The 21668-nt window shown below is 67.3% G+C and carries 45 protein-coding genes; 3 read left to right on the top strand and 42 right to left on the bottom strand.

Translation table 11 applies throughout. The features are described 5' to 3' along the window. Positions 1-120 precede the first annotated feature (120 nt). From ACBJ59_RS36445 to ACBJ59_RS36410, 8 genes are all read right to left on the bottom strand, one after another. Positions 121-459 carry a hypothetical protein gene (locus ACBJ59_RS36445; protein ID WP_375114727.1) on the bottom strand — a complete coding sequence of 113 codons (339 nt, stop codon included), beginning with the start codon at positions 457-459 and terminating at the stop codon, positions 121-123. Between the two features lie 3 nt (positions 460-462). Continuing rightward, complete coding sequence (locus ACBJ59_RS36440) at positions 463-681, bottom strand: hypothetical protein (RefSeq protein WP_375114726.1); 219 nt, start codon at positions 679-681, stop codon at positions 463-465. 95 nt (positions 682-776) lie between these two features. Continuing rightward, the gene (locus ACBJ59_RS36435; protein WP_375114725.1) at positions 777-983 is read right to left on the bottom strand and encodes a hypothetical protein; all 207 of its coding nucleotides are present in this window, start codon (positions 981-983) and stop codon (positions 777-779) included. Positions 984-996: 13 nt separating this feature from the next. Further along, entirely contained in the window at positions 997-1149 is a 153-nt protein-coding gene (locus tag ACBJ59_RS36430; RefSeq protein ID WP_375114724.1) for a hypothetical protein, read from the bottom strand. 6 nt (positions 1150-1155) lie between these two features. After that, complete coding sequence (locus ACBJ59_RS36425; RefSeq protein WP_375114723.1) at positions 1156-1344, bottom strand: hypothetical protein; 189 nt, start codon at positions 1342-1344, stop codon at positions 1156-1158. Between the two features lie 68 nt (positions 1345-1412). Then, positions 1413-1793: a DUF6221 family protein gene (locus ACBJ59_RS36420; protein ID WP_375114722.1), complete on the bottom strand. Its 381-nt coding sequence runs from the start codon at positions 1791-1793 to the stop codon at positions 1413-1415. Positions 1794-1897: 104 nt separating this feature from the next. Next, positions 1898-2251: a hypothetical protein gene (locus ACBJ59_RS36415; protein WP_375114721.1), complete on the bottom strand. Its 354-nt coding sequence runs from the start codon at positions 2249-2251 to the stop codon at positions 1898-1900. A gap of 83 nt (positions 2252-2334) precedes the next feature. Beyond that, positions 2335-2499, bottom strand: coding sequence for a hypothetical protein (locus tag ACBJ59_RS36410; protein ID WP_375114720.1), 165 nt, complete (start codon positions 2497-2499; stop codon positions 2335-2337). Positions 2500-2600: 101 nt separating this feature from the next. Between ACBJ59_RS36410 and ACBJ59_RS36405 the strand changes: the two genes are divergently transcribed. Continuing rightward, positions 2601-2834 carry a hypothetical protein gene (locus ACBJ59_RS36405; protein ID WP_375114719.1) on the top strand — a complete coding sequence of 78 codons (234 nt, stop codon included), beginning with the start codon at positions 2601-2603 and terminating at the stop codon, positions 2832-2834. A gap of 234 nt (positions 2835-3068) precedes the next feature. Here the strand turns inward: ACBJ59_RS36405 and ACBJ59_RS36400 are convergent, their stop codons facing one another. From ACBJ59_RS36400 to ACBJ59_RS36345, 12 genes are all read right to left on the bottom strand, one after another. Next, positions 3069-3485: a hypothetical protein gene (locus tag ACBJ59_RS36400; RefSeq protein ID WP_375114718.1), complete on the bottom strand. Its 417-nt coding sequence runs from the start codon at positions 3483-3485 to the stop codon at positions 3069-3071. After that, the gene (locus ACBJ59_RS36395; protein ID WP_375114717.1) at positions 3482-3742 is read right to left on the bottom strand and encodes a DNA translocase FtsK; all 261 of its coding nucleotides are present in this window, start codon (positions 3740-3742) and stop codon (positions 3482-3484) included. Before ACBJ59_RS36395 ends, ACBJ59_RS36400 begins: the two co-directional genes overlap by 4 nt. 190 nt (positions 3743-3932) lie before the next feature. After that, positions 3933-4277 (bottom strand): hypothetical protein, encoded by a 345-nt coding sequence (locus ACBJ59_RS36390; protein ID WP_375114716.1) that lies wholly within the window; start codon positions 4275-4277, stop codon positions 3933-3935. Between the two features lie 122 nt (positions 4278-4399). After that, positions 4400-4846 (bottom strand): DUF397 domain-containing protein, encoded by a 447-nt coding sequence (locus tag ACBJ59_RS36385; RefSeq protein WP_375114715.1) that lies wholly within the window; start codon positions 4844-4846, stop codon positions 4400-4402. Beyond that, on the bottom strand, positions 4839-5285 hold the full coding sequence (locus ACBJ59_RS36380; protein ID WP_375114714.1) for a hypothetical protein: 447 nt from the start codon (positions 5283-5285) through the stop codon (positions 4839-4841). Before ACBJ59_RS36380 ends, ACBJ59_RS36385 begins: the two co-directional genes overlap by 8 nt. Before the next feature lie 81 nt (positions 5286-5366). Beyond that, positions 5367-6368 (bottom strand): DNA-methyltransferase, encoded by a 1002-nt coding sequence (locus tag ACBJ59_RS36375; protein WP_375114713.1) that lies wholly within the window; start codon positions 6366-6368, stop codon positions 5367-5369. Beyond that, positions 6365-6565, bottom strand: a complete 201-nt coding sequence (locus tag ACBJ59_RS36370) for a hypothetical protein (RefSeq protein ID WP_375114712.1) — start codon at positions 6563-6565, stop codon at positions 6365-6367. The genes ACBJ59_RS36375 and ACBJ59_RS36370 overlap by 4 nt, the downstream gene beginning before the upstream one ends. Beyond that, positions 6562-6876 (bottom strand): hypothetical protein, encoded by a 315-nt coding sequence (locus ACBJ59_RS36365; protein ID WP_375114711.1) that lies wholly within the window; start codon positions 6874-6876, stop codon positions 6562-6564. Before ACBJ59_RS36365 ends, ACBJ59_RS36370 begins: the two co-directional genes overlap by 4 nt. Before the next feature lie 3 nt (positions 6877-6879). Next, complete coding sequence (locus tag ACBJ59_RS36360; protein ID WP_375114710.1) at positions 6880-7806, bottom strand: DnaB-like helicase C-terminal domain-containing protein; 927 nt, start codon at positions 7804-7806, stop codon at positions 6880-6882. Then, a complete protein-coding gene (locus tag ACBJ59_RS36355) occupies positions 7803-8591 on the bottom strand; it encodes a helix-turn-helix domain-containing protein (protein WP_375114709.1) in 789 nt (262 codons plus the stop codon). The genes ACBJ59_RS36360 and ACBJ59_RS36355 overlap by 4 nt, the downstream gene beginning before the upstream one ends. An 83-nt stretch (positions 8592-8674) precedes the next feature. Continuing rightward, entirely contained in the window at positions 8675-9478 is an 804-nt protein-coding gene (locus tag ACBJ59_RS36350; RefSeq protein ID WP_375114708.1) for a DUF6551 family protein, read from the bottom strand. After that, positions 9475-10401 (bottom strand): hypothetical protein, encoded by a 927-nt coding sequence (locus ACBJ59_RS36345; RefSeq protein ID WP_375114707.1) that lies wholly within the window; start codon positions 10399-10401, stop codon positions 9475-9477. Before ACBJ59_RS36345 ends, ACBJ59_RS36350 begins: the two co-directional genes overlap by 4 nt. Before the next feature lie 109 nt (positions 10402-10510). Between ACBJ59_RS36345 and ACBJ59_RS36340 the strand changes: the two genes are divergently transcribed. Continuing rightward, on the top strand, positions 10511-10720 hold the full coding sequence (locus ACBJ59_RS36340) for a hypothetical protein (protein ID WP_375114706.1): 210 nt from the start codon (positions 10511-10513) through the stop codon (positions 10718-10720). Between the two features lie 5 nt (positions 10721-10725). Here ACBJ59_RS36340 and ACBJ59_RS36335 read toward each other — a convergent pair whose 3' ends face one another. The 22 genes from ACBJ59_RS36335 to ACBJ59_RS36230 form a co-directional block, all read right to left on the bottom strand. Next, positions 10726-10998, bottom strand: a complete 273-nt coding sequence (locus ACBJ59_RS36335; protein ID WP_375114705.1) for a WhiB family transcriptional regulator — start codon at positions 10996-10998, stop codon at positions 10726-10728. Further along, positions 10995-11255 carry a hypothetical protein gene (locus tag ACBJ59_RS36330; RefSeq protein WP_375114704.1) on the bottom strand — a complete coding sequence of 87 codons (261 nt, stop codon included), beginning with the start codon at positions 11253-11255 and terminating at the stop codon, positions 10995-10997. Before ACBJ59_RS36330 ends, ACBJ59_RS36335 begins: the two co-directional genes overlap by 4 nt. Then, positions 11255-11566, bottom strand: coding sequence for a WhiB family transcriptional regulator (locus ACBJ59_RS36325; protein ID WP_375114703.1), 312 nt, complete (start codon positions 11564-11566; stop codon positions 11255-11257). Before ACBJ59_RS36325 ends, ACBJ59_RS36330 begins: the two co-directional genes overlap by 1 nt. A gap of 168 nt (positions 11567-11734) precedes the next feature. Then, positions 11735-12436, bottom strand: a complete 702-nt coding sequence (locus tag ACBJ59_RS36320; RefSeq protein WP_375114702.1) for a hypothetical protein — start codon at positions 12434-12436, stop codon at positions 11735-11737. Beyond that, positions 12433-12816: a hypothetical protein gene (locus ACBJ59_RS36315; protein WP_375114701.1), complete on the bottom strand. Its 384-nt coding sequence runs from the start codon at positions 12814-12816 to the stop codon at positions 12433-12435. The genes ACBJ59_RS36320 and ACBJ59_RS36315 overlap by 4 nt, the downstream gene beginning before the upstream one ends. Then, entirely contained in the window at positions 12813-13169 is a 357-nt protein-coding gene (locus ACBJ59_RS36310; protein ID WP_375114700.1) for a hypothetical protein, read from the bottom strand. Before ACBJ59_RS36310 ends, ACBJ59_RS36315 begins: the two co-directional genes overlap by 4 nt. Further along, positions 13166-13588, bottom strand: a complete 423-nt coding sequence (locus tag ACBJ59_RS36305; RefSeq protein WP_375114699.1) for a hypothetical protein — start codon at positions 13586-13588, stop codon at positions 13166-13168. Before ACBJ59_RS36305 ends, ACBJ59_RS36310 begins: the two co-directional genes overlap by 4 nt. A gap of 211 nt (positions 13589-13799) precedes the next feature. Beyond that, a complete protein-coding gene (locus ACBJ59_RS36300) occupies positions 13800-14207 on the bottom strand; it encodes a hypothetical protein (RefSeq protein ID WP_375114698.1) in 408 nt (135 codons plus the stop codon). An 81-nt stretch (positions 14208-14288) separates the two neighbouring features. Next, positions 14289-14426: a hypothetical protein gene (locus ACBJ59_RS36295; RefSeq protein ID WP_375114697.1), complete on the bottom strand. Its 138-nt coding sequence runs from the start codon at positions 14424-14426 to the stop codon at positions 14289-14291. After that, the gene (locus tag ACBJ59_RS36290; protein WP_375114696.1) at positions 14423-14782 is read right to left on the bottom strand and encodes a hypothetical protein; all 360 of its coding nucleotides are present in this window, start codon (positions 14780-14782) and stop codon (positions 14423-14425) included. Before ACBJ59_RS36290 ends, ACBJ59_RS36295 begins: the two co-directional genes overlap by 4 nt. Continuing rightward, positions 14779-15336, bottom strand: coding sequence for a hypothetical protein (locus tag ACBJ59_RS36285; protein WP_375114695.1), 558 nt, complete (start codon positions 15334-15336; stop codon positions 14779-14781). The genes ACBJ59_RS36290 and ACBJ59_RS36285 overlap by 4 nt, the downstream gene beginning before the upstream one ends. Further along, positions 15336-15941, bottom strand: coding sequence for a hypothetical protein (locus ACBJ59_RS36280; RefSeq protein WP_375114694.1), 606 nt, complete (start codon positions 15939-15941; stop codon positions 15336-15338). The genes ACBJ59_RS36285 and ACBJ59_RS36280 overlap by 1 nt, the downstream gene beginning before the upstream one ends. Continuing rightward, positions 15925-16863, bottom strand: coding sequence for a hypothetical protein (locus tag ACBJ59_RS36275; protein ID WP_375114693.1), 939 nt, complete (start codon positions 16861-16863; stop codon positions 15925-15927). Before ACBJ59_RS36275 ends, ACBJ59_RS36280 begins: the two co-directional genes overlap by 17 nt. Next, entirely contained in the window at positions 16860-17171 is a 312-nt protein-coding gene (locus ACBJ59_RS36270) for a hypothetical protein (RefSeq protein ID WP_375114692.1), read from the bottom strand. The genes ACBJ59_RS36275 and ACBJ59_RS36270 overlap by 4 nt, the downstream gene beginning before the upstream one ends. After that, a complete protein-coding gene (locus ACBJ59_RS36265) occupies positions 17168-17770 on the bottom strand; it encodes a hypothetical protein (protein WP_375114691.1) in 603 nt (200 codons plus the stop codon). Before ACBJ59_RS36265 ends, ACBJ59_RS36270 begins: the two co-directional genes overlap by 4 nt. Continuing rightward, on the bottom strand, positions 17760-18299 hold the full coding sequence (locus ACBJ59_RS36260) for a hypothetical protein (protein WP_375114690.1): 540 nt from the start codon (positions 18297-18299) through the stop codon (positions 17760-17762). Before ACBJ59_RS36260 ends, ACBJ59_RS36265 begins: the two co-directional genes overlap by 11 nt. Before the next feature lie 77 nt (positions 18300-18376). Further along, a complete protein-coding gene (locus tag ACBJ59_RS36255) occupies positions 18377-18505 on the bottom strand; it encodes a hypothetical protein (RefSeq protein WP_375114689.1) in 129 nt (42 codons plus the stop codon). Next, entirely contained in the window at positions 18502-18786 is a 285-nt protein-coding gene (locus tag ACBJ59_RS36250) for a hypothetical protein (protein ID WP_375114688.1), read from the bottom strand. Before ACBJ59_RS36250 ends, ACBJ59_RS36255 begins: the two co-directional genes overlap by 4 nt. Further along, on the bottom strand, positions 18783-19352 hold the full coding sequence (locus ACBJ59_RS36245; protein WP_375114687.1) for a hypothetical protein: 570 nt from the start codon (positions 19350-19352) through the stop codon (positions 18783-18785). The genes ACBJ59_RS36250 and ACBJ59_RS36245 overlap by 4 nt, the downstream gene beginning before the upstream one ends. Next, a complete protein-coding gene (locus tag ACBJ59_RS36240) occupies positions 19342-20307 on the bottom strand; it encodes a ParB/RepB/Spo0J family partition protein (RefSeq protein WP_375114686.1) in 966 nt (321 codons plus the stop codon). Before ACBJ59_RS36240 ends, ACBJ59_RS36245 begins: the two co-directional genes overlap by 11 nt. A gap of 92 nt (positions 20308-20399) precedes the next feature. After that, on the bottom strand, positions 20400-20735 hold the full coding sequence (locus tag ACBJ59_RS36235; protein WP_375114685.1) for a hypothetical protein: 336 nt from the start codon (positions 20733-20735) through the stop codon (positions 20400-20402). Continuing rightward, entirely contained in the window at positions 20732-20992 is a 261-nt protein-coding gene (locus ACBJ59_RS36230) for a helix-turn-helix domain-containing protein (RefSeq protein WP_375114684.1), read from the bottom strand. The genes ACBJ59_RS36235 and ACBJ59_RS36230 overlap by 4 nt, the downstream gene beginning before the upstream one ends. Before the next feature lie 179 nt (positions 20993-21171). Here ACBJ59_RS36230 and ACBJ59_RS36225 point away from each other — a divergent pair, with 179 nt between their 5' ends. Then, positions 21172-21660 (top strand): helix-turn-helix domain-containing protein, encoded by a 489-nt coding sequence (locus ACBJ59_RS36225; RefSeq protein WP_375114683.1) that lies wholly within the window; start codon positions 21172-21174, stop codon positions 21658-21660. The last annotated feature ends 8 nt before the right edge of the window (positions 21661-21668 follow it).

The following is a 21668-nucleotide window of genomic DNA, read 5'->3' as shown; positions in this document are numbered from 1 at the left end:
CTCCCGTGCTCACGTCCGGGTGGCCGCCCTCGTGACCCAGAGGTAGACGGCAGGTCAACGTAGGCTCACCCCAGCGCGACCAGTACTCGGGGCAGCGGCGCTCTTCGGGCCCAGCAGAGGTCACTTCTCCACCTCCTTCTGGTCGTCGCCGTGCAGGAGAGCGGTCACGGTCACCCGGACCAACTCCACCGTGGCGGACACGGTCACCCGAGCCTGGCCGTGGCCGAGAGGCGTCTCCCGGACCTCAGCCCCGAGACGGTCCGCCCACGCGTTGACGGCCTGCCGGCGGAGGTCGTCGGTGCCGGCGAAGGACTCGCCGTAGGCGGTGCAGCCGGCGTCCTGGACGTGCCATCTCAGCACCGGCAGGAAGGTTTTGGACTTGAGCTGGGCGCGCAGCAGGTCGTCCACGACGTGTAAGGCGCGCACCTGCCAGGCGATCTGCTCTCGGATGTCGGCCATCGGTCAGCCCTCCTCGGAGGAGTCCGGGGAGGCGGGTAAAAGCGAATGCCCGTTGGCGGCGGACTTCACAAGGGCCTCGGCGACGACGAACGCGGCCCAACGTGCTTGGTCGCCGCCTTCCTTCTCGGCGCGCTGAGCTTCACGCATCAGGTGAGCGATGTAGCGGGTGGTCTTGCGACGCTCGTCAGCGCGGATCTCTTCCTCAGTGAGTTCGGTACTCACGTCACTCTCCTTCGTCGTCGATGGTCTTGGTCTCAGCGCCCTCTCCCCCGTCTCGAACCGCTTGCCCGGCCGTACCGGGAGAAGAGGGCTGTGGGTCAGTGCAGGGGTGCTTCCGCGAGCGCGGCCTGGAGAGCGGCAACCAACTCGGCGGCTGCCGCCACACTCACCGTGGCTGCGGTGGCCTGGTGCCGGTTAAGGCGCACCTTGAACTCGATCGTGGGCTGGTCAGGCTCGCCCGCCGTAGGAGCGCTCACCTGCGCTGCGGCAAGCTGGCCGGGCTTCAGGTCGAGGTCACGGATCATCTCGGTTCTCCGTTCAGGGGTTCTCGTGGAGGGCGTTCAACGCTTCCCACGCCTTCTTTGACCACTTGTCGTCGTCGCGGCGCCACAGCAGTTCCGCTTCGAGCTCACGGGCCTCGCGGAGGCTCATGGTGAGGACGACCGTCAGACCGGTGTTCTCGGCTCTCATGTCGATCTATCTCCAGGGGGTAGGCGTGGTGTCCGGCAGGTACCAGTAGGCGTTCTTCCAGCCGCAGATCCGCAGGGACGGGTTGTCAGCCTTGGCGGTCCACGGGTCTTCGCTGCTTTCCCAGAGCGTCCACAGCAGACCTTCGCTGCAGATCATGTGCTTGCCGTCGGCTGTCATCTTGGGCTGATTGCTCATCACGTCTCCTACGTTGGGGCGGGGATCAGGGAGAGGGCCCCGGGATCTCTCCCGGGGACGGAGGAAGGTCAAGGGCGCCAGTCCTCGCGGTAGTCCTTGTGATCGGCGTATGGGAGGGCGAGCAGGGTCGGCGTGGGGACGGGCCAGCCCTCGTCCTCTCCGGGGCCGTAGTAGCCAAGGTGGGCCTGAAGCAGGCGCCGCTTGGCTTCGACCTCGCGCAGCACGCGGGCCGGATCATGGCGGGCGATGTGAGCGGCGACCACCTGCGGCAGATCCATGACGATGCGGTGGTCGCGAGCGATGACATCGCCGCCTGGAACGTCCGGGTCGCCGTCGGGCTGGTATTCCCATTGCAGGTCCGCTGGGTGGATGCGCCGTCCGGACGGTTCGTGGGCGGCGGCCTGCTCGTCCTCGTCGAGGCGGGCACGGATGAAGTCAACAAGGTCCATCAGTCGGGGTCTCCTACGTCAGGGGCGGGACAGGGCGGGTCTTGGGAGTCCCCGGAAAAAGTTCCTCCCGGGGAGGGAAGGGCGCTACCGCCCAACGGTCCGCTTCACACCTTGCGGAAAACGAGTCGATTGAGAGCGGCCCGGCGGGCGGCGTACTGGCGAGTGTTCAGGGTGGGGTTGTCTCCGTAGCGGCCCGCGAACAGCAAGTCCTCCACGACGACGTAGTAGGCGGCCAGGACTTGGCCGTTCGTCGGAGTCCTCCCGTCCGCTACGGCTCGCTCGAAGAGGCGCACGCGCTCGCTGATCGCTGCGTCATCGCGTTCGAGCAGGCGAGTGAGTCTCCGTCGTTTGAGTTCGTCAACTGCCTGCTTCAGCGTCCATCCACCCGTGAAGTTGGGGACGTGCATGTCCAGGGACAACCCGGAGATGTCGGGCTTCTCGGTGGCCATGAGCGTCATCACGTCTCCTACTCGGGGCGGGGGCGGGCCGTTCAAGATCGTTCAGGGAGAGGGGGTCGGGCCCCTTCCGGGGCCCTGTCCGGCTACCAGTCGGCGCAGAGGGAGGGGTTGATCTCCCGGACCTTCGCCCAGAACAGGTCCTCGTCGCGGGGGTTCATCCCCAGGCGGTCGGCCTCGGCCTGCAACTCCTTGAGGGTGAGGTTCGGCTTGTTGGTGAGGAGGGCGGCTGCGGTGGCGGCGGGGTTCATCTCGTTCTCCCTGAGCTCTTAAGGTGGCCATCCACCTTTCGATGGACTTAACTTAGCACGCCCACTAGAAAGGTGGCAATCCACCGTGAGAAGATTTCTCCATGCCGAACCTGCACAGGCTCAAGCCCCGCACCTGGCGAGCCGAAGACGACGAGGTCAAAGCCGCCCAAGAACACATCCCAGACGGCAAGAACATGGGAGCGTTCATCCGAGCCTGCGTACGCGCCCTCGGCCAGAACCCCGCTGCCGTCCTGGCCGCCATCGCCGAACACTGGCCAGAGGATCCAAAGCCCACCGGCCGCCCCCGCAAGCAGCCCGCCGGCGAGTCGGAGTAGCCGTTCACCGGACCTCCCCCCGAGCTCACACATGGAGCCGGACCGCGATACAGCCACGCTCGACAGGCGGCAACGGGGAGGACGTGACGCCCGGTCGCGGCTCCCACACCTCGTACAGGCCGCATCCGCCGCAACGGCGCTGGATGTGGGTGGGCGTCATCTGCTCCGCCCACTCGTGCCAGCTGAGATACGAGGACGGCGCAGGCGTGTGCTGGGAGAGGTTGGGACAGACGCTCACGGCAACTCCCCGGGCTGGTCGGTGGGCTCGGGAAGGTCGATGCCGAGTTCGTCGCGCAGGCGCCGCAGCCGCTCCGGCGACCAGTGGGCGAGACGGCGTTCACCGGCCAATGCCCGCATCTGTTCGGTATCTGCCTGGTGCGCGGCGGCGAGGAGTCGCAGCCACACCACGTCCACCCACTCCGTCAGCGAGTGGGTGAAGCAGCGGTGCCGGCCGGAGCGCTGGGGGCCGGTGTTGGGCGGGCAGCCCACCTCGATCAGGGGGTAGGAGTATCGGCCGATCAGCAGGTCACACTGCCGGTGGCTGCTGTCGCCTTCCCTGATCGCGGTCTCGGCTTCCTCGGGCGTGTTGTACTCGCCGTAGTCGAGTGCCGGGTCGTGGGAGACGCACAGGATGCGGTAGATGCTGCTCACCGGGACGCCTCCCCCAATTGCAACCGGGGCAGGGCCTGCGGCAGTGCGTCCTCTACGACGAGGACCTCGCGAGGCAGCGCCCCCTGCTGCGGGCTTAAGACGCCGAGCCGCTCCAGACGTTCCAGAATGCGGCAGGCGGTGGCGTACCCGACGTAGCACCGGCGTTGCAGTTGGGTCACCGATGCCGACTGAGAGCGGACGACCACCCTGATCGCCTCGGTCAGCAGTTCCTCAGTGAGGTCGTGTCGTGTGATCACGACGCCTTCCCAGACTGGTCCGTGGGGAGCACCGCGACGCGGACGACCAGCGTGGTTCGCTCGTGCGGCCGTTGCAACTCGCGGCACACCTCGTGCAGGTGAAGGCAGCAGCTCCAGGACACGACGGCGTCGCCGCGACGCTCAAGGCTCCAGACGGGCAGGTCGCCGCAATCGCCGCATCGATACGCTTTCACCGGGACACCTCGCCGTCCTGCTCGGCAGCGGCGAGACGGCGGCGGATCGCCAGCCGCCACTGACGGGCGACCGCTTCGACCTGAAGCAGTTCGACGAGGAGCGCGTCCGGGTCGGTCTCCGCGAACGCCTCACGTACCTCCTCGTCGAGGATGTCGCGCCAGTTGTCCTGCTCGGGGCCGTTCGCCTTGCAGCGGGCGCGGGCCTCATCGGCTTCCATCACGGAGCCGGGCAGGCCAGTCCCGTCGGGGTGATTCTGCGGCCCGAACTTGGCGTGCTGGCGCCGCATCTCCTCGCGGACTTCGTCCTCTTCGGTGGTCAGGTTCGCGGTGAAGTAGCTCATGGTTCGTTCGATTCCTCTCTCGAAACCGCTACTGCCTGATGCAGTAGTGATCGATTAGCCGTACTAGAGTTCGATCTTGAAGCGCTGAGAGCCCCCTCAGAAGCCCTCAGCGCCACCCGGAGCTACGCGGGGGCCGAAGACGCCCCAGAAGCGCTCTCAGCCGCATCAGAGACGCGGGAAGCGGTGTTCACGCCCGGCCCGTCCCCCGCCGAAAGCGTGCCGAGGTCGAATTCGTCGTCCTGGATGCCCTTCCAGAACGAGGACATCTCCCCCTCAGTGAAGTCGAGAGCCGTCTCAACGTCGCTGGCCAGCCACACGCTCCAGGCGTTCTCACCCACACGGCGGCACATGACCAGCCCGCCGAGAGCGCCGAGCAGCCCGTACTTGACCGCCTCCACAAACGCGGTCCAGTCAGCGGCAGGCACCCGCAGCACTGGGCTGTCGTCGCCGAGTTTGGAGTCCCGCACCGCCACTCCTCCGTCTGGGAGTGGGGACACCTCCACACACGCAGCAGCACCGTTGCAGAACGAGGACTTGCGCCAGGCGGTCTTCTCGGTGGTGTCAGCCACGGTCGCCTCGCTCCTGCGGAGTGGTCCCGTTGATGACCCGAGCGATCCGCAGAGCATGTTCCGGGACGCAGGCACCCTGCCGGTCGGGGTCGATCTGCTCGAAGATGGCGGCTTCGAAGGTGAGCCAGGCCGCGAGCGGTTCGGCCAGGAGCGGGTTCGTCAGGCAGATCCACGACACGTCGCCCTCGCGGATGTTGTCCTCTTCGCAGCCTTCGGCGCCCGTGCTCAGAACCTTCTGGCCACAGTCGGGCTCGCAGGTGCCTTCCGTCTCGCTGCACCAGGTGCGGCTGATGGTCCACGCCTCGTCGTGCTGGTCTGCGGTGGTGGTCGGGTACGGCACCCACGGACCGCGTGTCGCCTTCGCTGCCGTCTCCCGCAGGGTCGCGGCGGCGGTCTTCAGTTCCTCGCTGATCGTCGTTGTGGTCTTGGTGTCAGCCATGTCTTGGGCTCTCCTTCGGGTCGGGTGGGGCGCTCTCGGTTGCGTTATTGAGAGCGGCAAGGATGCGGCGGGAGACCTCGTTCATGCGGACTCCCCAAACAGCGCGGCCTGGCCATCGACGAGAGACGGAGGCCTCGGAACGTCGAGCGCGCGGGCACGTTCTCCCGGGTCCGTTGTGCGCCACTGGGCCAGGCGGCAGTAACCCGCGGACAGGTCGGTGGTTACGCCGCGGCGCCCGAAGGCGGCAGCAACGAGAGCTGTTGTGCCGCTACCGCCGAACGGGTCCAGCACCACGCCGTCGTCTGGGCTCCAGCCCAGCACGATCGGACGGACCAGCGCCGGCGGGAATGCCGCATAGTGGTCGTCGTTTAAATGGTCGGGCACCTTGAGCGGCTGGCTCGCAATCTCCCACACGCTGGACGGTGGCGCTCCGAGCGGGTTGACCGTGTCGGCCATTGCGCGGCGCCGCTGGCCGGGCGGAGTTGCCCGTCTTGCGCCAGGCTTGCGGGCGTATCCGCTGGCAGGGGTGCGGATCTCGTCGATCGCCGCGTAGTAGCGGGGCAGTTTCGTCAGGTGGACGATGTCCTCGTGCACGTTCCGGACCCGGTCCGTCACACGTTCCGGCATCGCTGACGGCTTCGACCAGATGATGACCGCCCGGACCAGCAGGCCGAGATCGAGGCATCCGATCCGGTACCTCTCGGGGAGCATCAGCCTGGACTTGCGCGGCGCCATCGCTGTGGATGACCGACCGGGCGGCATGCATCCGGCCCGGTCCTCACGCCACGACTGCGCCGACGCTGGCCCGCCGTCAGCCCGGTCGGAGTACTTGTCTCCGAGCACCACGAAGATCGACCCTTCGGGCTTCAGGACGCGCATCCATTCGCGGGTGCACTCCCACAGCGACTCCAGATACTCCTGCGGTGAGGCCTCCGCGCCGATCTGCCCCTTGAGGCTTTCGCCGCCGTCGCGGTAGTCCCGAAGCGCCCAGTACGGCGGGCTGGTGCAGATCAGGTCCACGCTGGCGTCCGGTAGCGGTAACGCTCGGGCGTCTCCGCGGATGACGATCGCTCGTCCGTTCACACGGGCTCCTTCGGGTCGGTATCGGGGGTATCGGGGTCAGGCGGGCCGGGATCGGAGAGCAGGCGATCCAGAAGGGCGATCAGCTCCCCCATGGGCCCGCGCACCCGGCCCGGCAGCAGTGCCCTCTCTGGTCGGAGCCGCTCCGCTTCGAGACGTCGCGTGCGCTCCCACAGTTCGTCAGTCGGCTGGCCGTTCACAGCACCTCCTCGCCGGCAAGGGCGCGGCGTGCGAGCTCAGCACCGCGGACCTCGGTTCCTGGCTCCGGCGGACGGCCGGCCTTGAGCGGGTCCCGGGACGCCTCCCTCAGGTCCTTCGGGGAGCCGTCCGGGTCGACCAGGAGACGGACCACCTCGACGAGGACGCGGGACCACTCCCAGCCCGCGGTGGCCGCGGCCACGATCGCGGATTGGAGGTCGGTTTCGTTCCAATCGGGACGCACGCCGGTGGCCAAAGCGATCAGTGCGGGCACAGCTCGGCGGATCTCGGGCGGGTTCTCCGTTGCGGTCATCGGTCATGCCACCCCTTCCGATCCGCTGAACAGGCTGGCGAACCCGGCGCCCAGGTCGGGGCGGGACAGGACCGGCTCAGTGCCGATGTCGAGGAAGCGGCTGTAGTGGCCCTGGAAGCCGACCGTGATCACAGCCTCCGGGCCGAACCGGTGCTTGGCCACGATCAGGTCCGCCTCGCCCGCCCGCGGCGTTGCCGGGTCGTAGGCGTCCTCGCGGTGCAGCAGGATGAGCAGGTCCGCGGCGAAGGTGATCGCTCCCGACTCGCGGAGGTCGTCCAGGCAAGGGCGCTTGTCGATGCGCTTTTCAGGGCTGCGGTTGAGGTGCGCGGTCGCGGCGACGGGCACTTGCAGCTCGCGAGCAAGGGTCTTCAGGTCGCGGACGACGTCGCCGACTTCGCGTTCGCGAAGGTCGTTGCGCCGCTCCGGCCGGATGTCCTGGATGCCGTCGATGGCGATCAGGCGGACGCCGTGGTGCGCGACCAGCTCGGCGGCCTTGGCGGCGATGTCGGCCGCGGTCGCGGACGGCGGGGCGTCGATGACGATCGGCGCGTCCTCGACGGCTTTGATCCGCTGGGACACCCGCTCCCATCCCGCCTCGTCGATGGTGCCGGCCAGCACCTGGTGGCGCAGAACGCGAGCCTCGGCGCTCAGCAGGCGGGCGACGACGTCCTCGGGACCCTCCTCCAAGGTCCACAGCGCCGTGCCGCGGTTGTGGCGGATGGCGTTGTGGCGGCAGATGTCCTGCAGCAGCGTGGTCCGGCCGATGCCGGGCCGGGACGCGATCACCGTGAGCGTGCCGGGGCGCAAGCCGCCGGCGGTCAGGTGGTCGAGGTCCGCGAAGCCGGTGGAGAGCGGCTCGCTGGCGGGACGCGTGGGGATCTGCCCCACGCGGGACTTCGCGGGGGCGGGGCTTTCGGCGGCGGCGGTCATGCGGTCCTCCGATCGATGGGTAAGAGTTCGGGGTGGTCCACGAGTGCCCATTTGGCGACGGCGATGACGAGGGCTTCGCCGTGGGGCGGATCGAGTCCGTGTTCGACGGCGTCGGCTTGGACGGCTGCGATGTAGGTGTCGAAGGATCCGCCGAGCGACTGGTTGATCTTGAAGGCTTCGCCGTAACTCAATCCAAGATCGCTTTTCGGTTTGGCGGGCTCGCCGTTCCCTTCCACGGAACCGAAGTGACCAGAGTTATTTGTGATCATGGTTTGGTCTATGGGTGGTACATGGTTGGTGGGGGGCCATCTGGTGGCCCCTGCCCCTGTCTCTCCTGGCCCCTGGTCGGTGCCACCCTGGCCCCTGGTGATCGTCTCGTCGGGCGGTCCCGGCTCCTCCATGGCGACCATTCCGGGCACCACAATCGGAGAATCCGACATGTTCGGCGCAAGCATCGGCACCCGCTCCGCCAGGTCCTCCGGATACGTCAGCCGGTACTCGTCCGCCCGGCCGAGCCCGTGCCGCGACCCGGAGACAACCAGCGTGAGCAACTCCAACTCACGCAGACGGGCCAGCGCACGCTTCACCGTCCGCTCGCCACGCTTCGTGCACTTGGCCAGCAGCTTCACGCCCGGGAACACCTTCGTCCCGTCCGCGTTGCCGAAGCCGGCCAAGGTGACCGCCACATGGTCGGCCGCCGACGCTGACAGGCCCGTCGTAGACAGGTCACAGCGGCGGACAAGCCGGATCCACTCGTAACGGTCGAAAGGAATCAGGTGGGTCATTCGCGCGTCCCCGGTGGTGCTTGTAGTGGTAAGGGCGGGGAAGGTGCGGAGCGGGTCCACAGGAACCCGCTCCGCCTTGAACGTCACTCCTCCGCGCGCCACCAGGACGGAAGCTTCTTGCCACCCCGCCCGGCGTTGATGATCTCCACGGCTGCCGCGGCGATGCAGTGCGCCTTCGGGTTTCCGGTCTGCCGGCGCAGGTTCTCCGCCTTGCCGAGCAACCCGTTCACTCCGCCGTGAGCGCTACCGAGCTTCTCGATCGCCCGCACGTCCTCAAGCTCTGCGCTGTAGCGGTGGCACAGCAGGCCCAGCCCGTCCACCACCGCAGCCTCCAGGCCGGGGTCTCCGTACGCCTCACGGATGATGCCGAGCGATCGCGCGAGCGTGGCCGGGCCGGAGCGGCGGTACACCCGGCGCAGCGTGCCCACGCACGAGATGGAGCCGCCGCCCTTGTCCTGCGAGATGCGCAGCTGCTGGCCGCGAACGACCCGGTCGATGTCCATCTCCTCCTCGCGGCCGGCGTGGACCCCGACACGGAACTTGGCGAACCCATGGACGGCGAGCACGTCGTTGAGCTTGAGGAACTTCTCCGCCTCCTCCGTCTCCGTCAGGCCGGCATATGACCAGCACTGAACGGACTGATCGCCCCACCCCATGAGGCGGAGCGCCTCGACGCGGTGCTGGCCGTCGATGACGTAGAACAGGCCGTCTCGCTCGTTGACCGTGGGCGTGCCGAGCTGCTCAAGGTCGAAGTCGGCCGCCAGGCCGTTGACGCGGGAGGTGTTGAGGTCGCGCTGCGCCATCGGGGACACCCGCATCAGCGGGATCGGCACCCAGCGCAACTGGGCCTCGCGTTCGACGCGCTTCTCGGTACCGTTAGAGGTCACTGGACCATCTCCTTCATCTTCTTGTTCAGCCGGTTGAGAGCCCGGATGGAATTGGCGAGCGAGATGGTCCAGTCCTCAATCTCGTCAGGGTCGAGGTCGTCGAAGACGATCAGGTCGATGCCCATGGCGAGCCCTTCGAGGGCATGGACGGTCTCTCGCACGATGCGGTTGGAGTCGTGGCGTCGCGTTCGCGAGACGACAGCGTCGGCGGGGATGTCAATGCTGTGATCGCGGGAGATTTGCCGAACTGTGGACTCATGCGTACCGATGCGTTCCGAGATCTGTCGCGATGAGTAACCCTTGGCTGCAAGGTCACGAATCAACTCGCGGCGGCGCATGACCGCTTCGAACGAACGGTCTGCCGCGACAGGGGTCCAGTCCCCGTAGGCTTCGCCAGTCGTGGGACGCGGGCGTCCTTGGACCTTTCGAACCACGTTGGCGCGCGACAGATTCTCTTCGGCCTTGGCTTCCTTTAACGCAGCCTCGAACTCTTCATCGGACACGTCGTCGGTCATGGCGTAGGCGTCAGTTGCTTCGTTCTTGGAGCCGAAGAACGAAGTGGGGCTCTTCTTCCCCTCATCAAGGGCAGGGAGATCGCGGGCCTTCCACCCGCCGTCGCTTACGGTCTTGATCTCCCCCGCCTCTTGCCCCTTTCGTATCGCAACACCGATCCCGCGCTCAGCTCGACGGACGATCTCCGCCGCAGAGAGTTGCGCATCCTTGCCAAGTTGCTTCTGCATGCTGTAGATGCGGATCGCCTCGGCCTGCGACTTGAGTTCGACGATCTGCTCGATGTCGCCGTTCTCAAGCGCTTCGACGAGCCACTGCTTGGCCCGCTCGCAGGCTTGGACCACGAACTCTCCAGGGTCAGCCGCCCGCTCGATGTCCGCCGTGCCGCTCCAGGCGGCCAACTCTGCCGTCACTTCAGCGTCACTCCCTTCGGTAAGCATCTTGTCTCTATTCTACGCCAAGTAGCTTTGCGTTATATATGGCAAACTGATTTGTATGACTGTGACGTGCGACGATATGCGTATGGCGACGGGAACTCTGGTGGCGAAGATCCGAGCCCACAAGACGGCTCAAGAACGCCTTGACCAGGCCAGACAGGAACTCGACCAGGAGATAGCCCGCGCGGTCACCTCCGGCGAGTGGCAGATAATCGACGTGGCCGAGGTCACCGGCTGGTCCCGAGAGACCATCCGAGCCATCGTCAAGCGCGTCAACGAAGACGCCCGCGGCTGAGGTCTTCACGACGCCTCCCCCGCCCCTGCTTGGACAGCTTTAGCCGCCACCCGAGCCTTGGCCTGCCGGTCCCACCTGCGCACCCGATCGCGCTCCATCTTCGACATGCCGGCCTGGTATCCGAGGTCGTTGCGACGAAGCGCGTCGAACGTGCACACGACCAGCACGGTGCAGCCCTGGCAGATGCGGGTCAGCGACTGCGCCGGCCGTCCGGTGTCCTGGAAGAACAGGTCCGGGTTGACGTCCTTGCACGCGGCTAGGGAGCGCCAGCCGGTCATGACGCCTCCAGCCCGAGCATCTGCAGGATCTCCTCAACGCCGGTGGGCCCGTGGCCGGCGGCGGCGCGAGTCACGAACCTGGCTGCGGCCTGCTGCAACACCGGGTCCGGCTTGGACACAGCGAACGTGGCCGTCACCGGAGACGCCGACATGTGGCCTCGGCCCCGCCGCACTGCCTGCAACTCGCGGTCGTTCGCGGCCTTCTGCATCTGCAGCAGGAACTCGGCGTCGTGCCCGGGATTGCCGTACTCGCGCATCACGCCACCCCCGCCGCGGCCGAAGCGACACGGCGCATCCGCCGGCGCCGCTCACTCGCCCGCTCCTCCTCGTTGAGGCCGCCCCACGTGCCGTACTTCTCCGGCCGGGACAGCGCGTACGTCAGGCACTCCCGGCGTACCGGGCAGCCAGCACACACCGTCTTGGCGCGGCGCTCCCGCATGTCCTTCTGGGGCTGCCGCTCCCCCTCGGGGCCGAAGAACAGGACCAAGTCCTCGCCCCGGCACGCGGCATCCTCCTGCCAGCCCCAGCTGGGGCGCGGGCGGGCGATCGGCCCACGACTAACGGCCACGGGTCTCCTCCTCTTCGTTGCATGCGGGGACGCCGGCACGAGCTGTTCCGGATCCGTCCGTGGTGTTCTCCTGTACGGGAGGAGCCGGTGGGCGGTGCAGGCAGTGAGGGGCGTGCTCTTCACGGGTGAAACCGTCGAACTCAGCAGCGACACAGCAGTACGGGAGAGTCATGCCGCTGCCTCCTGACGGAGGTGGGCCATCAGCTGCTCACCGATGAAGCGGGTGTAGGCCGGCGGGAGGGCCTCGCGGAGCGCGAAATGGTCGCTGGACCAGTCGATGCCCTTCGCGGATTGCATCTCCTCGACGGTGGCCTTGCCGCCGCCCTTGCCGTACGCGGCGACGTACGGGCCGTCGAAGTACTCGCCGTGCCGCCAGCCGCGCACCCGACCGCGATGCTTGGGGTGGTGCGGCTGCGGGACCCACAAGCCGCCGCCGAACTCGAAGTAGCGGTGCATCAGGACGCCCAGGCCGAACATCTCGCCGCACAGCCGCATGTCCTTGCGGACGGTGGACCCGGCCACGTTTTCGATCACGTACGGGCGGCCCGTGGACTGGAATGCTTCGCGTGTCGGGCCGATCAGGCGCGGGTGAACCCGTCCGACCTCGACGTTGCGGGCCTTGTTGGTGCCCTTCGTCGGGGCGCCCTCGCCCTGGCAGGGCGGCGAGCCGTGACCGACGTCGAACCAGGCGCCGTGCTCGCGGATGAACTCGATCGCGTCGCCCTGGATGAACTCGTCACCGCAATAGTCCGGTTGAGGGTTGATGTCCACGCCGACGACGTAGAAGCCGGCCTCCTGGTAGCCGCGGGTCCCTCCTCCGATGCAGCAGAAGGCGTCAAGGAGGCGCGGACGGCGGTCGAGGCGCCTCACCGGTCACCTCGCCGCCGCTGCTCGGCGTTGTAGCCGTCCACCATCCCGTCGAGAACGTCCTGAGTCGGGTAGCGAGGCTCCGGCCCGAGCTCGTCACGCAGGATCTGGTCCACCCGCCACGGCGGGGACAGCTCGCGGCGGTCAGGGCAAGGCAGGGAGATCCCGCCCACACCGTTGTCGACGTCGCGGAGCCATTCGAGCTCGGCGATCCGTGCGTTGAGGCGGTCCACCTCGGCCAGCAGGTCCGTGCGGTCCTGGTAGGCGGATTTGCTCCGCATCAGGCCGTGGGCGATGTAGTCGGCGACCTCGGCCTCGTTGCGGCGGATCTCCGCAAGGCGCTGAGCGGACAGCGGCGGGGTGTTCTGGTCGAGGGAGGTCACTGGGCACGCTCCTGCTCTGCCTGAGCGGCCTCAGCGATGGCGATCAGATGCGGGAGGGCGTTGACCGCTTCGACAATGAGTTCGGCCATACGGCGGCGCTCGTCGTCGTCCTCGTCCTCACCCTCGTCCCACGTGTCCAGATCCCACGAGGCGACCAGGTCGTTGCGCTTGTACGAGCCAGGGGTGCGGTAGCCCTCGATGTCGCCGTCCTCGCCCCGGGTGACGTGGGTGAGAGCGGACTCCCGCCAGATCTGCATGTCGCCCTCGCAGTCCGACAGGAACCACGGGAGGGGTCCCACGGAGCCCAGGAGGTCCTTCAGGTGGGCGACCTTCTCCGGGGTGATGTCGCTCATGCCGGACCCCCGAACAGGTGGCTGGCCACGGCCAGCTTGAACTCCATCTCAGTGGCCGGGCGGATCGTCGGCTGCCTCTCGGCGTACTCGTCGGCGGCGCTGAGCGTCAGGAACAGGTCGGCGGCATCCTCAGCGTCCAGGAGCCCGACCGGCCGGTCAGAGCCGGGAGCAATCGGGGCGCGCTGCCCGTCCACCTCCACCACCCACTTGCCGTGACCCGTGGAGCGGGGCATCAGGATCAGGCCCTCGTCCAGGAGGCAGTCCTCCAAGTCAGCCGCCTGACCCAGCGGGCCGTCCTCGCGGGCATCGTCGGGGCCGTCCACGTCCTGCTCCTGCCACGCCTTGATAGCGCGGGCCACAGCCTCGCGGCGGAGGGTGTACGGGCTCTTCTGCGTCGTCTCGGGGGTTTCGGTGCTCATGCTGCGTCCTTGTCGTAGGGGCGCGTGTAGCGCGGAGTAGAGGGGGCGAACGGGGCCACGTCTTCGGCCACCGGGCAGAGCGCCAACGGGGTGGGACGAGGGCGGGAGATGCCGGCCGTGCGCTGGGCAGGCACCATCTGAGCCAGCCCAGACCAGCCCGTCGAGGTGCCCCGCGGGCAGTGCCGGCCCGTGTGGCGGGAGAACAGGCGGCTCACGACAGACCGCCAGCGTTGAGCTCCGCGTGGGCCGCGCCCAGCCGTTCGATGTTGCCGTCCGGGTCGTACGACAGCTCCCCGTTCGGAGGAGGGACGTGAACGCCGGCAGCGGCCAGAACGTCCGCGTATCCCTTGGCCACGTCCCGCGCTGCTCGCGCTTCGGCCTCCGCGGTCCGCTTCTCGCCGTCCCGCTGGATGGCCCACACCTGCTTCTCGCTGATCTCCCGCTCCAGTTGGGCGATCTCCTCGCCGAGTTGCACAGCCAGACCGCCCTGAGCGGTGGCGTAGCGGGCGGCGTCCTCGTACTTGGCTCTCAGGTCGGCCACGATCCGGTCGGCCGCCTCCTTGGTGACGAACACGACGGGCGGCTGCGGAGTCTGAAGCTGATCGTTCTTGCGGTTCACGTGCGATCTCCTGTTGCTGAAGTGGTCCGGTAGGGCCGCCACTCGCCTCGACCCCCGATAGGCGAGGCCAGCAGCGGAAGATCAGGCGGTGAAGTGGTTGACGAGCGTGATCACGGCCCACACGCCGACGCCGGCCATGCCGAGCGCCAGGACGAGGCAGAAGACGAACCAGACGAGGAAGCACCCGCCGTCAGGACCTTCGGTGTGGGGAAACATCACGCGCGCTCCTCAGAGATAGACAGGTCAGAGGGAGAGCCGTACAGGGTCGTGTCGTCCCGTTCGGTCTGGGCGGCCATGTACGCCTTCTGCAGGAGGCGGCACGGCTGACAGATGCCACAGCGGCCGACCAGGCGCGTTTGGGACTCGCAGGCGGGCGCGTCGGGCACGCACACGTGCCCGACCGCGAGCGTCTCCCGGCAGGTGGTGCAGAACGCCATGCCCTCCACGACGGCGACCTGGGTTTCCTCAACGTCGCGGATCGTGCCGCAGGAGGTGCAGGCGGCCTCGCTGCTGCTGATCGGCTCGTGCGGAAGGTCGGCGTCGCACCCGTGGCAGTACAGGGTCGGCAGCATCACGCCACCACCTGGACGACGAACGGGGACGAGCCGCACCCGCAGGTGAACAAGCCCTCAAGAGGTGCGGGCCAGCCGGGGCACTGGGTGTGCTTGTAGCGCTCCATCGCCTCGGAGAAGGCGCCGTTCTGCTGGATCAGCTCCCACGGCGTACAGCCGACGACGGGAATCAAGCCGGCCACGTACGAGGCGGCAGGCGCGGCCCGGAAGTCTCCAGCGTCGTCGAGGAGCACCCATTCGAATCGGGTGTGCAGGACAGGGATCTCCGAAGGGAGCGCGACCCCGTCCCGAACCTTCAGCCCGAGCCTCTCCGCCCTGCGGACCTCCCGCTTGTCCATCCAGTCGTGGCAGACCGTGCACGCACGGAGCAGGTTCGAGGCGACGTTCTTGGTGGTGTTCTTCTTGCCGACCCCGCCGGACTGTCGGCCGAGCCTATGCGCGGTCTCCTCGGCGGCAGCGAAGCCGCCGCACTTCTGGCCGACCTCGCACAGGCCCGTCTCGTCGCGGCTTTTCACCAGGTCCAGGACCGGCTTTGGGAGCGATTTCAGTCGGGTCATCACTGCTCACCCGCCTCAAGGGCCGGGAGAATCAGGTCCCTGATATCCACCTCGCCGGACTGCCAAGCCTCAGCGATCCGGTCGCGGCCAGCTGGCTTGCCGTTCTTCGCCTTCTCGAAGGTCAGCACGAACGCGCCAGAGGGGCCGGACTTGACCGTATCGGCCAGCTTCACGACCTCGCCTGTCGCCTCATCGACCAGTTCGCCGTCATCGTTGAGCTGGCCCAGCAGCTTGGAGCGGTAGGCGGGACGCACCCTCTTGCTCGCCAACTCCGGGTAGAAGCGGCGGATGTAGGCGACCACGTCGGGCTGGTCGAGCGCGGAAGAGGAGATCACGGGTTCGACCTCGCCGGGGGCGTTGTCGAGCACCCAAGCCAGCACGTCTGCCTCGTTCACGTTGACCGTGTCGTCGCTGGCCTTGATGGACACGGTGCCGACCTGCGTGCCAGACGGGAGCGCAACCTCGATCTGCTTGTTGCCCTCGACGCGGGCGGCGGCGAACACCGGTTCTGCTTCCTTGCGGGCTTCCGTCAGGGCGGCGGACACCCGTTTGGCGAGCACATCCAGCACTGCGACACGGAAAGCGGCATCACGCGGCGTTGTCATGGTTCTCCTCGCTGACGATCTGACCTTCGATGACGTCGGCGCTGTCGGCCTCCGTGGCGGCCATGGCCTGGCGGAGCGCCTGGTCGAGCGCGTTGACCGGGTCTTCGGCCTGCGTAAGGGGATCCAGCACGTCGATGAGTTGCTGCGCCTGTGAGGTGGTGAGCTCTTTGCTGGAAGTCACCTTGTGGCCGGTCAGCAGGGCGATCGTCATGAGCCCTTCGGCCCGGTCGGTGACGCCGAGCGCGGTGAACTGGCCGGCGAGCACAGCCAGCAGGTCCTTGCCGACCGGGGCGTCCGGCGCAGGAGGAGGAGGGGCGGGCTGGGGGCGGGCGTCGGTGATGATGACCGTGCCGTCCTCGGCCACCTCCGCGCCGAGTTCTTCCGGCGTGTAGTGCAGCCCGAACAGCACCTCTTCGCAGGCGTCGCGGGCACACTCGGTGGTGGCGCGGGCCTTGAGCATCGCCTCGGGATACTTCTCCCACGGCAGTGCCCGGCCGTTCTTGTCCCGGGCGAACGGCTTGCCGCTCCGAATCTCCACCAGGCCGGCAGTGACGGCGCGCTGCAGCGTCCACTCCGAGCGGTACGTGTACTCCGGGTCGTCCGCACGGGTGATCTCGCAGACGCCGACGGGGTTGCCCTGCTGGTCGCGCTCGATGCGCTGACGCAGCCGGTGGCCAGCGCGGCGGACAAGTGCCGAGATGAGACCCGCAGAGGCGGTCGGCTTGCCGTCGATGACGTGCACGCCGGTAATGGCCGCCATGGTGCCGATGCCAATGGTCGCGCCGTACTCCAGCGCGTACAGGACGTTGGCGGGCTGTTTGCGGTACTGGGCGGGCAGAAGCCCCGACTCGGCGAGCGCTTTCGCGTAGGTCATCTTGTCGGGCAGGCTCGGAGCGACCTGCGCCATCTCTGTCGAGGTCACGCGTCGATCTCTCCCTCGTCGTCGGGGGTGTCGTCGTGCGCTCGGTCGGCGAACGCGTCCGGGTCTTGAGCGGCGCTCCACGGCGTCCAGGCCGGCTTGTCCACGTGCTCGGCTGCGACACCGGCCATCTGGCCGGCGCACTCCGAGGCGAACTCGTCGACATCCAGGGCCCGCAGTTCGCGGCCGGCGTTCCTGATGCGGGAGTGCAGGCGTCCGGCTACGGCCAGTTCCAGCACCTGAAACTCGGGGATGTCCAGCACGCTGGAGGCTTCGGCGAGCGACAGCCAGTCGCGCGGCTGCGCCATCACGAGCCCTCACCGGCCAGAGCGGCGACCAGTTTGCTGGCGTCGTACTGCTGGATCCCCCACACGATCGCGTGGCAGCACCAGAGGAACGACCAGTCGTAGTCGTGCAGGTCCCACTCCCACACGTCGTGGAAGCGGACGCCCTGATAGTCGAAGCGCTCGAGAGCCTCGCGGGCCTCGTCCTCGAAGTGGACGTGGTCGAAGATGTCCCGCTGGATGGCCAGGAACAGGCCAGGCGGACGCTCCTCCAAGTCACCAATGTCCCGTAGGACCTGGGCTTTCGTGGACTCCTCGGAGTAGGTCTTGCATCTCTGCCGTCCACCCTCGGTCTTCTCCGACCAGTAGTGCGGGTTGACGCGGCCCTTGTCGCTGCGGAAGAACTCAAACATGTCTGTGATCCGCGAGAACAGGTAGCCGTCCACGTCGCCCCGAATGGCGAGGGTGCCGGGCCAGGTGACGATGTCGAACCAGTAGAAACTGGTGCCCGGCTTCTGGAAGCGCAGGTGCCGGTACAGGCCGTCGTCGTGCAAGACGGTCATCTGGTGCTCGGCCGTCTCGCGGGCGAACCGCTCCGCCATCTCCTTTGCGCGGTCACTGGGCATGTGCCGCTCCCGCCTGCTCAGCGAGACGGGCAGCCGCGTCAGAGAACGCAGCGAACACCACCGAGTTAGCGGGCGGAATCGCCTCCTCCGAGTCCGGCACAGGCGTCCCGTCATGCCAGGCGCCGACGCCCTCGATCAGGTCCTCGATCTGCAGGTCCTCGGGAGAGACATCCGCCCCCGCGAGCACCATGTACAGCTCGCGGGCGGCCTCAACCAGCTCCCGGTCGCCGGGCTCGGCGTGCAGCGGCCACGAGCCCCGCATCGACTCCCAGCACTCGGCGTCCTTGTTCGCCGCGACCGCCAACGCCCCCAGCGCGCACAGTTCGCCCTGCTGGTTGTCGTAGGAGCCGAACGCGCGTCCGTGCTGCTTCAGCAGGTCTATGCCGGCGAGGAGGATCCGGTGGGGTGCGGGGGTTTCCGCCTGCTTCACCTCGTCGGCGTACAGGTTCGGGAAATGCGTCTTCAGCCACTCGAAGTGGTCGACCTGGCGGGCAACGTCGGCCGGCGCCTGGGGAAGTACTCTGTTCATGACTCCTGCTCCTTGTCGTGGTCCGACTTGGGATGAGCGGGTGGTCTGCGAGGTCAGCCCTGGACGGCTGGCCTCGCTCAGTTCTGGGGCTTGCGGTGGTGTCGGCCGCGGTAGACGTCCGCGGAGTCGAGGCGGTCAAGCGAGGAGACCCGCAGCGACAGGCCGAGAGTCATCAGGAAGGCGCCCCAGCGCTCAGCGGCGGTCACGACGCTTCGGCGGTCACGGTCGCGGTGAGCAGCTCGTACAGGCCATGGCATTCGGTGCAGGAGCAGGCCACGATGTAGCTGCCCTCCGACTTCCCGCCCGGCGGGATGATCCGCTCGATGACGTCGCCCGCCCGGTCGTAGGTGGGGCGGAGTGTCGCCTCGCCGGGCGTGCAGTTCTGGCACTTGCACGGCTCCGGGCAGTAGGCGGTGCGTCCGCCACGGCGGTCATCGCGGTGGAAGTCGGCGCAGCCGCACTGGGTACAGGAGTGGGCGATGATCACTTGTCGCCTCCCTGCGCCATGGGCGGGCGGAAGTCATCGACACGCTGAACGCCCTGCTGGCGGAGCCAGTCACCCAGGAGTCGCGCACCGCTGCGGGCTTCGATCTGCGCGAGCCGCCTCTTATCCTCCTCGCGGGCGTTCTCCAGCTCCCACGCTTCCAGGTCTGCCGGCGCAGCCGCGGCCAACCGCACACGGCTCCGCTCAATCGAGAGCGGGGCGCTCAGGATGTCGCGGAGAACCGCTTTCCAGGCGTCTCCTTCGCCCCACCCGAGCGGCATCTGGCCGGTCCGGGCGATGTCGCGGAGGAACTTGTTGGCGCGCCTTGTCGCCGTACCCTCGCGCTGGTAGACCCGACGACGGGCGGCGTCAAGGAACACCTGCGTGTAGTCGGGTTGCTCTTCGAGGCTGTCGGCCGTCCTCTTGACGACCGTCTCCATCCATTCTTTGTCTCCGGAGTCGTACCGTTCGGGGCGCTCGTCCGCCAGCCAGTTGTCGATGAGGTCGTTAAGTTCCTTGAATTCCGGGCTCTCGTCGCCGAGATACTCGTCGGGCTCGTCATGCGCCATTGCGGCTTCTCCATTCGGCGGTGATTCGTTCGAGTTCTTCGCGGTCGCGGTCGCCGAGGCCGGCGAGAATGTCCGCCACGTATGGGCTTTCGAGGCTGTCGAGGACGGTCCGGATCGCGCCCCACCCGCTGACGACGTTGCGAATGCTGGACTGGTGGCGGCGAACCGCGTCGTCGCGTTCTGCTCGCCACTGCTTGGCGAGCGTCAGTGCCTCAGCCCATGTGACCGAGCCGTCCTCCGCTCGCTGGCAGAACGTAGGAGGCGGAGCGCCATCCGCGTTGCGCATCACGTCGTACTCGGCGACCTCATCGCGCAGTTTGAGATCCCTCCGACGCTCATCAAGAAGCTTGAGCGCGGCGGTGAGAGTGAGACGCTCCTCTGTCACCTGGTCCGCTAGATCAGCGGCTTCGGCACGCAGGAGTGCGATGTCGCTGTTGAGCGCGTCCTTTTCCCTTTTTCGCTCACGAGCAACTTCGTACGCCTCGTTGAGCGGCTTTGTGCCAGCCGAGACTGCGTCCGCGAGATCCGGCGCGAATTTGAGGACGACCTGAGCGTGGCCCACGTATTGCTGACTGACGCCCGCGCGAGACGCCGCCTCTTTCTGGCTACTATTTTTTAGTAGCGCCTGCGCCGCAACCATGGCGATCTGCCCCTTGGTCAGGTGCCGCCTGGCAATGTTCACCGCAAGGGCATATCCGTCTGGATCGTCGCCTTCGTATGACACAAACGACGGTTCGATCCCTGCCAGCTTGCATGCGGCATAGCGATTCCGGCCGTCGAGGATGCGCCCCGTAACGTCGAGAACGATCGGCTGAAGCAGACCCCGCGCCTTGATGTCGGCCGCCAACTCCTTCAGTTCGTCGGCGGCGAGCATAGGGAACAGGTCGGCCACCGGGTGGACGCCGATGTCCTCAAGGTCATGAGCGCCGTTGGCGGCGTTCGCGTTCTCGGTCACACGGTCCTCGTGTTCAGAGTTGAGGGTGGGTAGGGAAGCGCGGGATGTCCTCCCGCGCGCCCCGGTCGTCGCATGGCCGGGGCAAAGTCATGTCAAGCGCCGTCGCGGTACAGGCGGCTCACGGTGAAATCCGCAGCCGGGACCTTCGAGTTCTTGGGGGTCGCGGCTCGCGGACGCGGCGTCGGACGCGTGGGAGGCTGTGCCTCGCGGCGCTGCGTACGCTCCGACTTCTCCGCTGGCTTGCGCTTCTTAGGCTCTTGGGCGCCGCTGCGGATGATCTCGGCGATCTGCTCGTCGGTCCACCAGACCTGCCCGCCGATCTTCGTGCGTGGGATCCGGCCGGCGGCTCCCGCCTTGTACATCCAACTCGCGCTCTTGCCGACCTTCTGGCCGGCTGCTGCTGCATCGTGGAGTGTCGGCGGAGTCATGCCGACTCCTCGAGGGCCGCGTCAATCTCGACGACGTGGAACAGGTCGTCGAACGTTAAGCCGTACTGCTGCACCCGGAGGAGGAGACGTGCTTGGAATTGCGGGCCCGGGTCAGAGCGTCCGCGAATGACACGGCTGTACTGCCCTTGGTCAACCCCCAGCGCCTCCGCGACCTCGGTGGCGGTCTTGTAGCCGAACACCTCTTTGAGCTGCTCGTCCACGCCGTCGCGCAGTCGGATGGTTGCTCCTTGACTCATGTACATAGACATTAGCTATGTACATGGCGCAACACAAGAGGTACTGCCCGTTGACCTGGAACGGTCTAGTTCGTAAGGACCTGGTGTTATGAGTGTGGCGCAAGAGATACAGCGCTGACGTGGTCTTATGCACATATGCAAGCTGGACGGACCATGCGCATGGCCCTATGCTCTTGTACATGGTCAAGTCGCCAAGTTGGCCCGTTGACCGCTTCCGCGAACTGATCGACCAAATCTTGCGGGACACCGGGCTGCCTCAAGTCCAACTCGCCGCACTCGTCCCCATGGACCAGTCGCAACTCAGTCGCTGGAAGTCAGGATCAAGCAAACCCAAGCCCGAGAGTCTTCAAGCTCTCGGGGAGGCGCTCGTAGAGCGCTACCCCCACTTGGGAATCGGGCCCGACGAGCTGATCGACACCGTGTACCCCAGGGACACGACCGAGGTCGTTGATCGCGACGACTCTCAAGGGAAGCGCGCCACGAAGCCACCCATCGACTACGCCAACATCACGGATCCTTCCCCACGGGAGTCGGTGATCTTGTCGGCGATGGCCGCTCTTCAGCAAGAGATGCGCGCCCTGCACGAAAAGATCGACGCCCTTGCCGAGGAGCGAAACGCCCGTCACGACGAGGCCGGCAATGGTGCGCAAGATCGAAAGGGAGCTTAGGTCCACCT

Source organism: Nonomuraea sp. MTCD27, assembly GCF_041950495.1.
Taxonomy (GTDB): domain Bacteria; phylum Actinomycetota; class Actinomycetes; order Streptosporangiales; family Streptosporangiaceae; genus Nonomuraea.
Note: the sequence above shows the minus strand (reverse complement) of the source record. Positions and strands in the feature narration are given on the sequence as shown.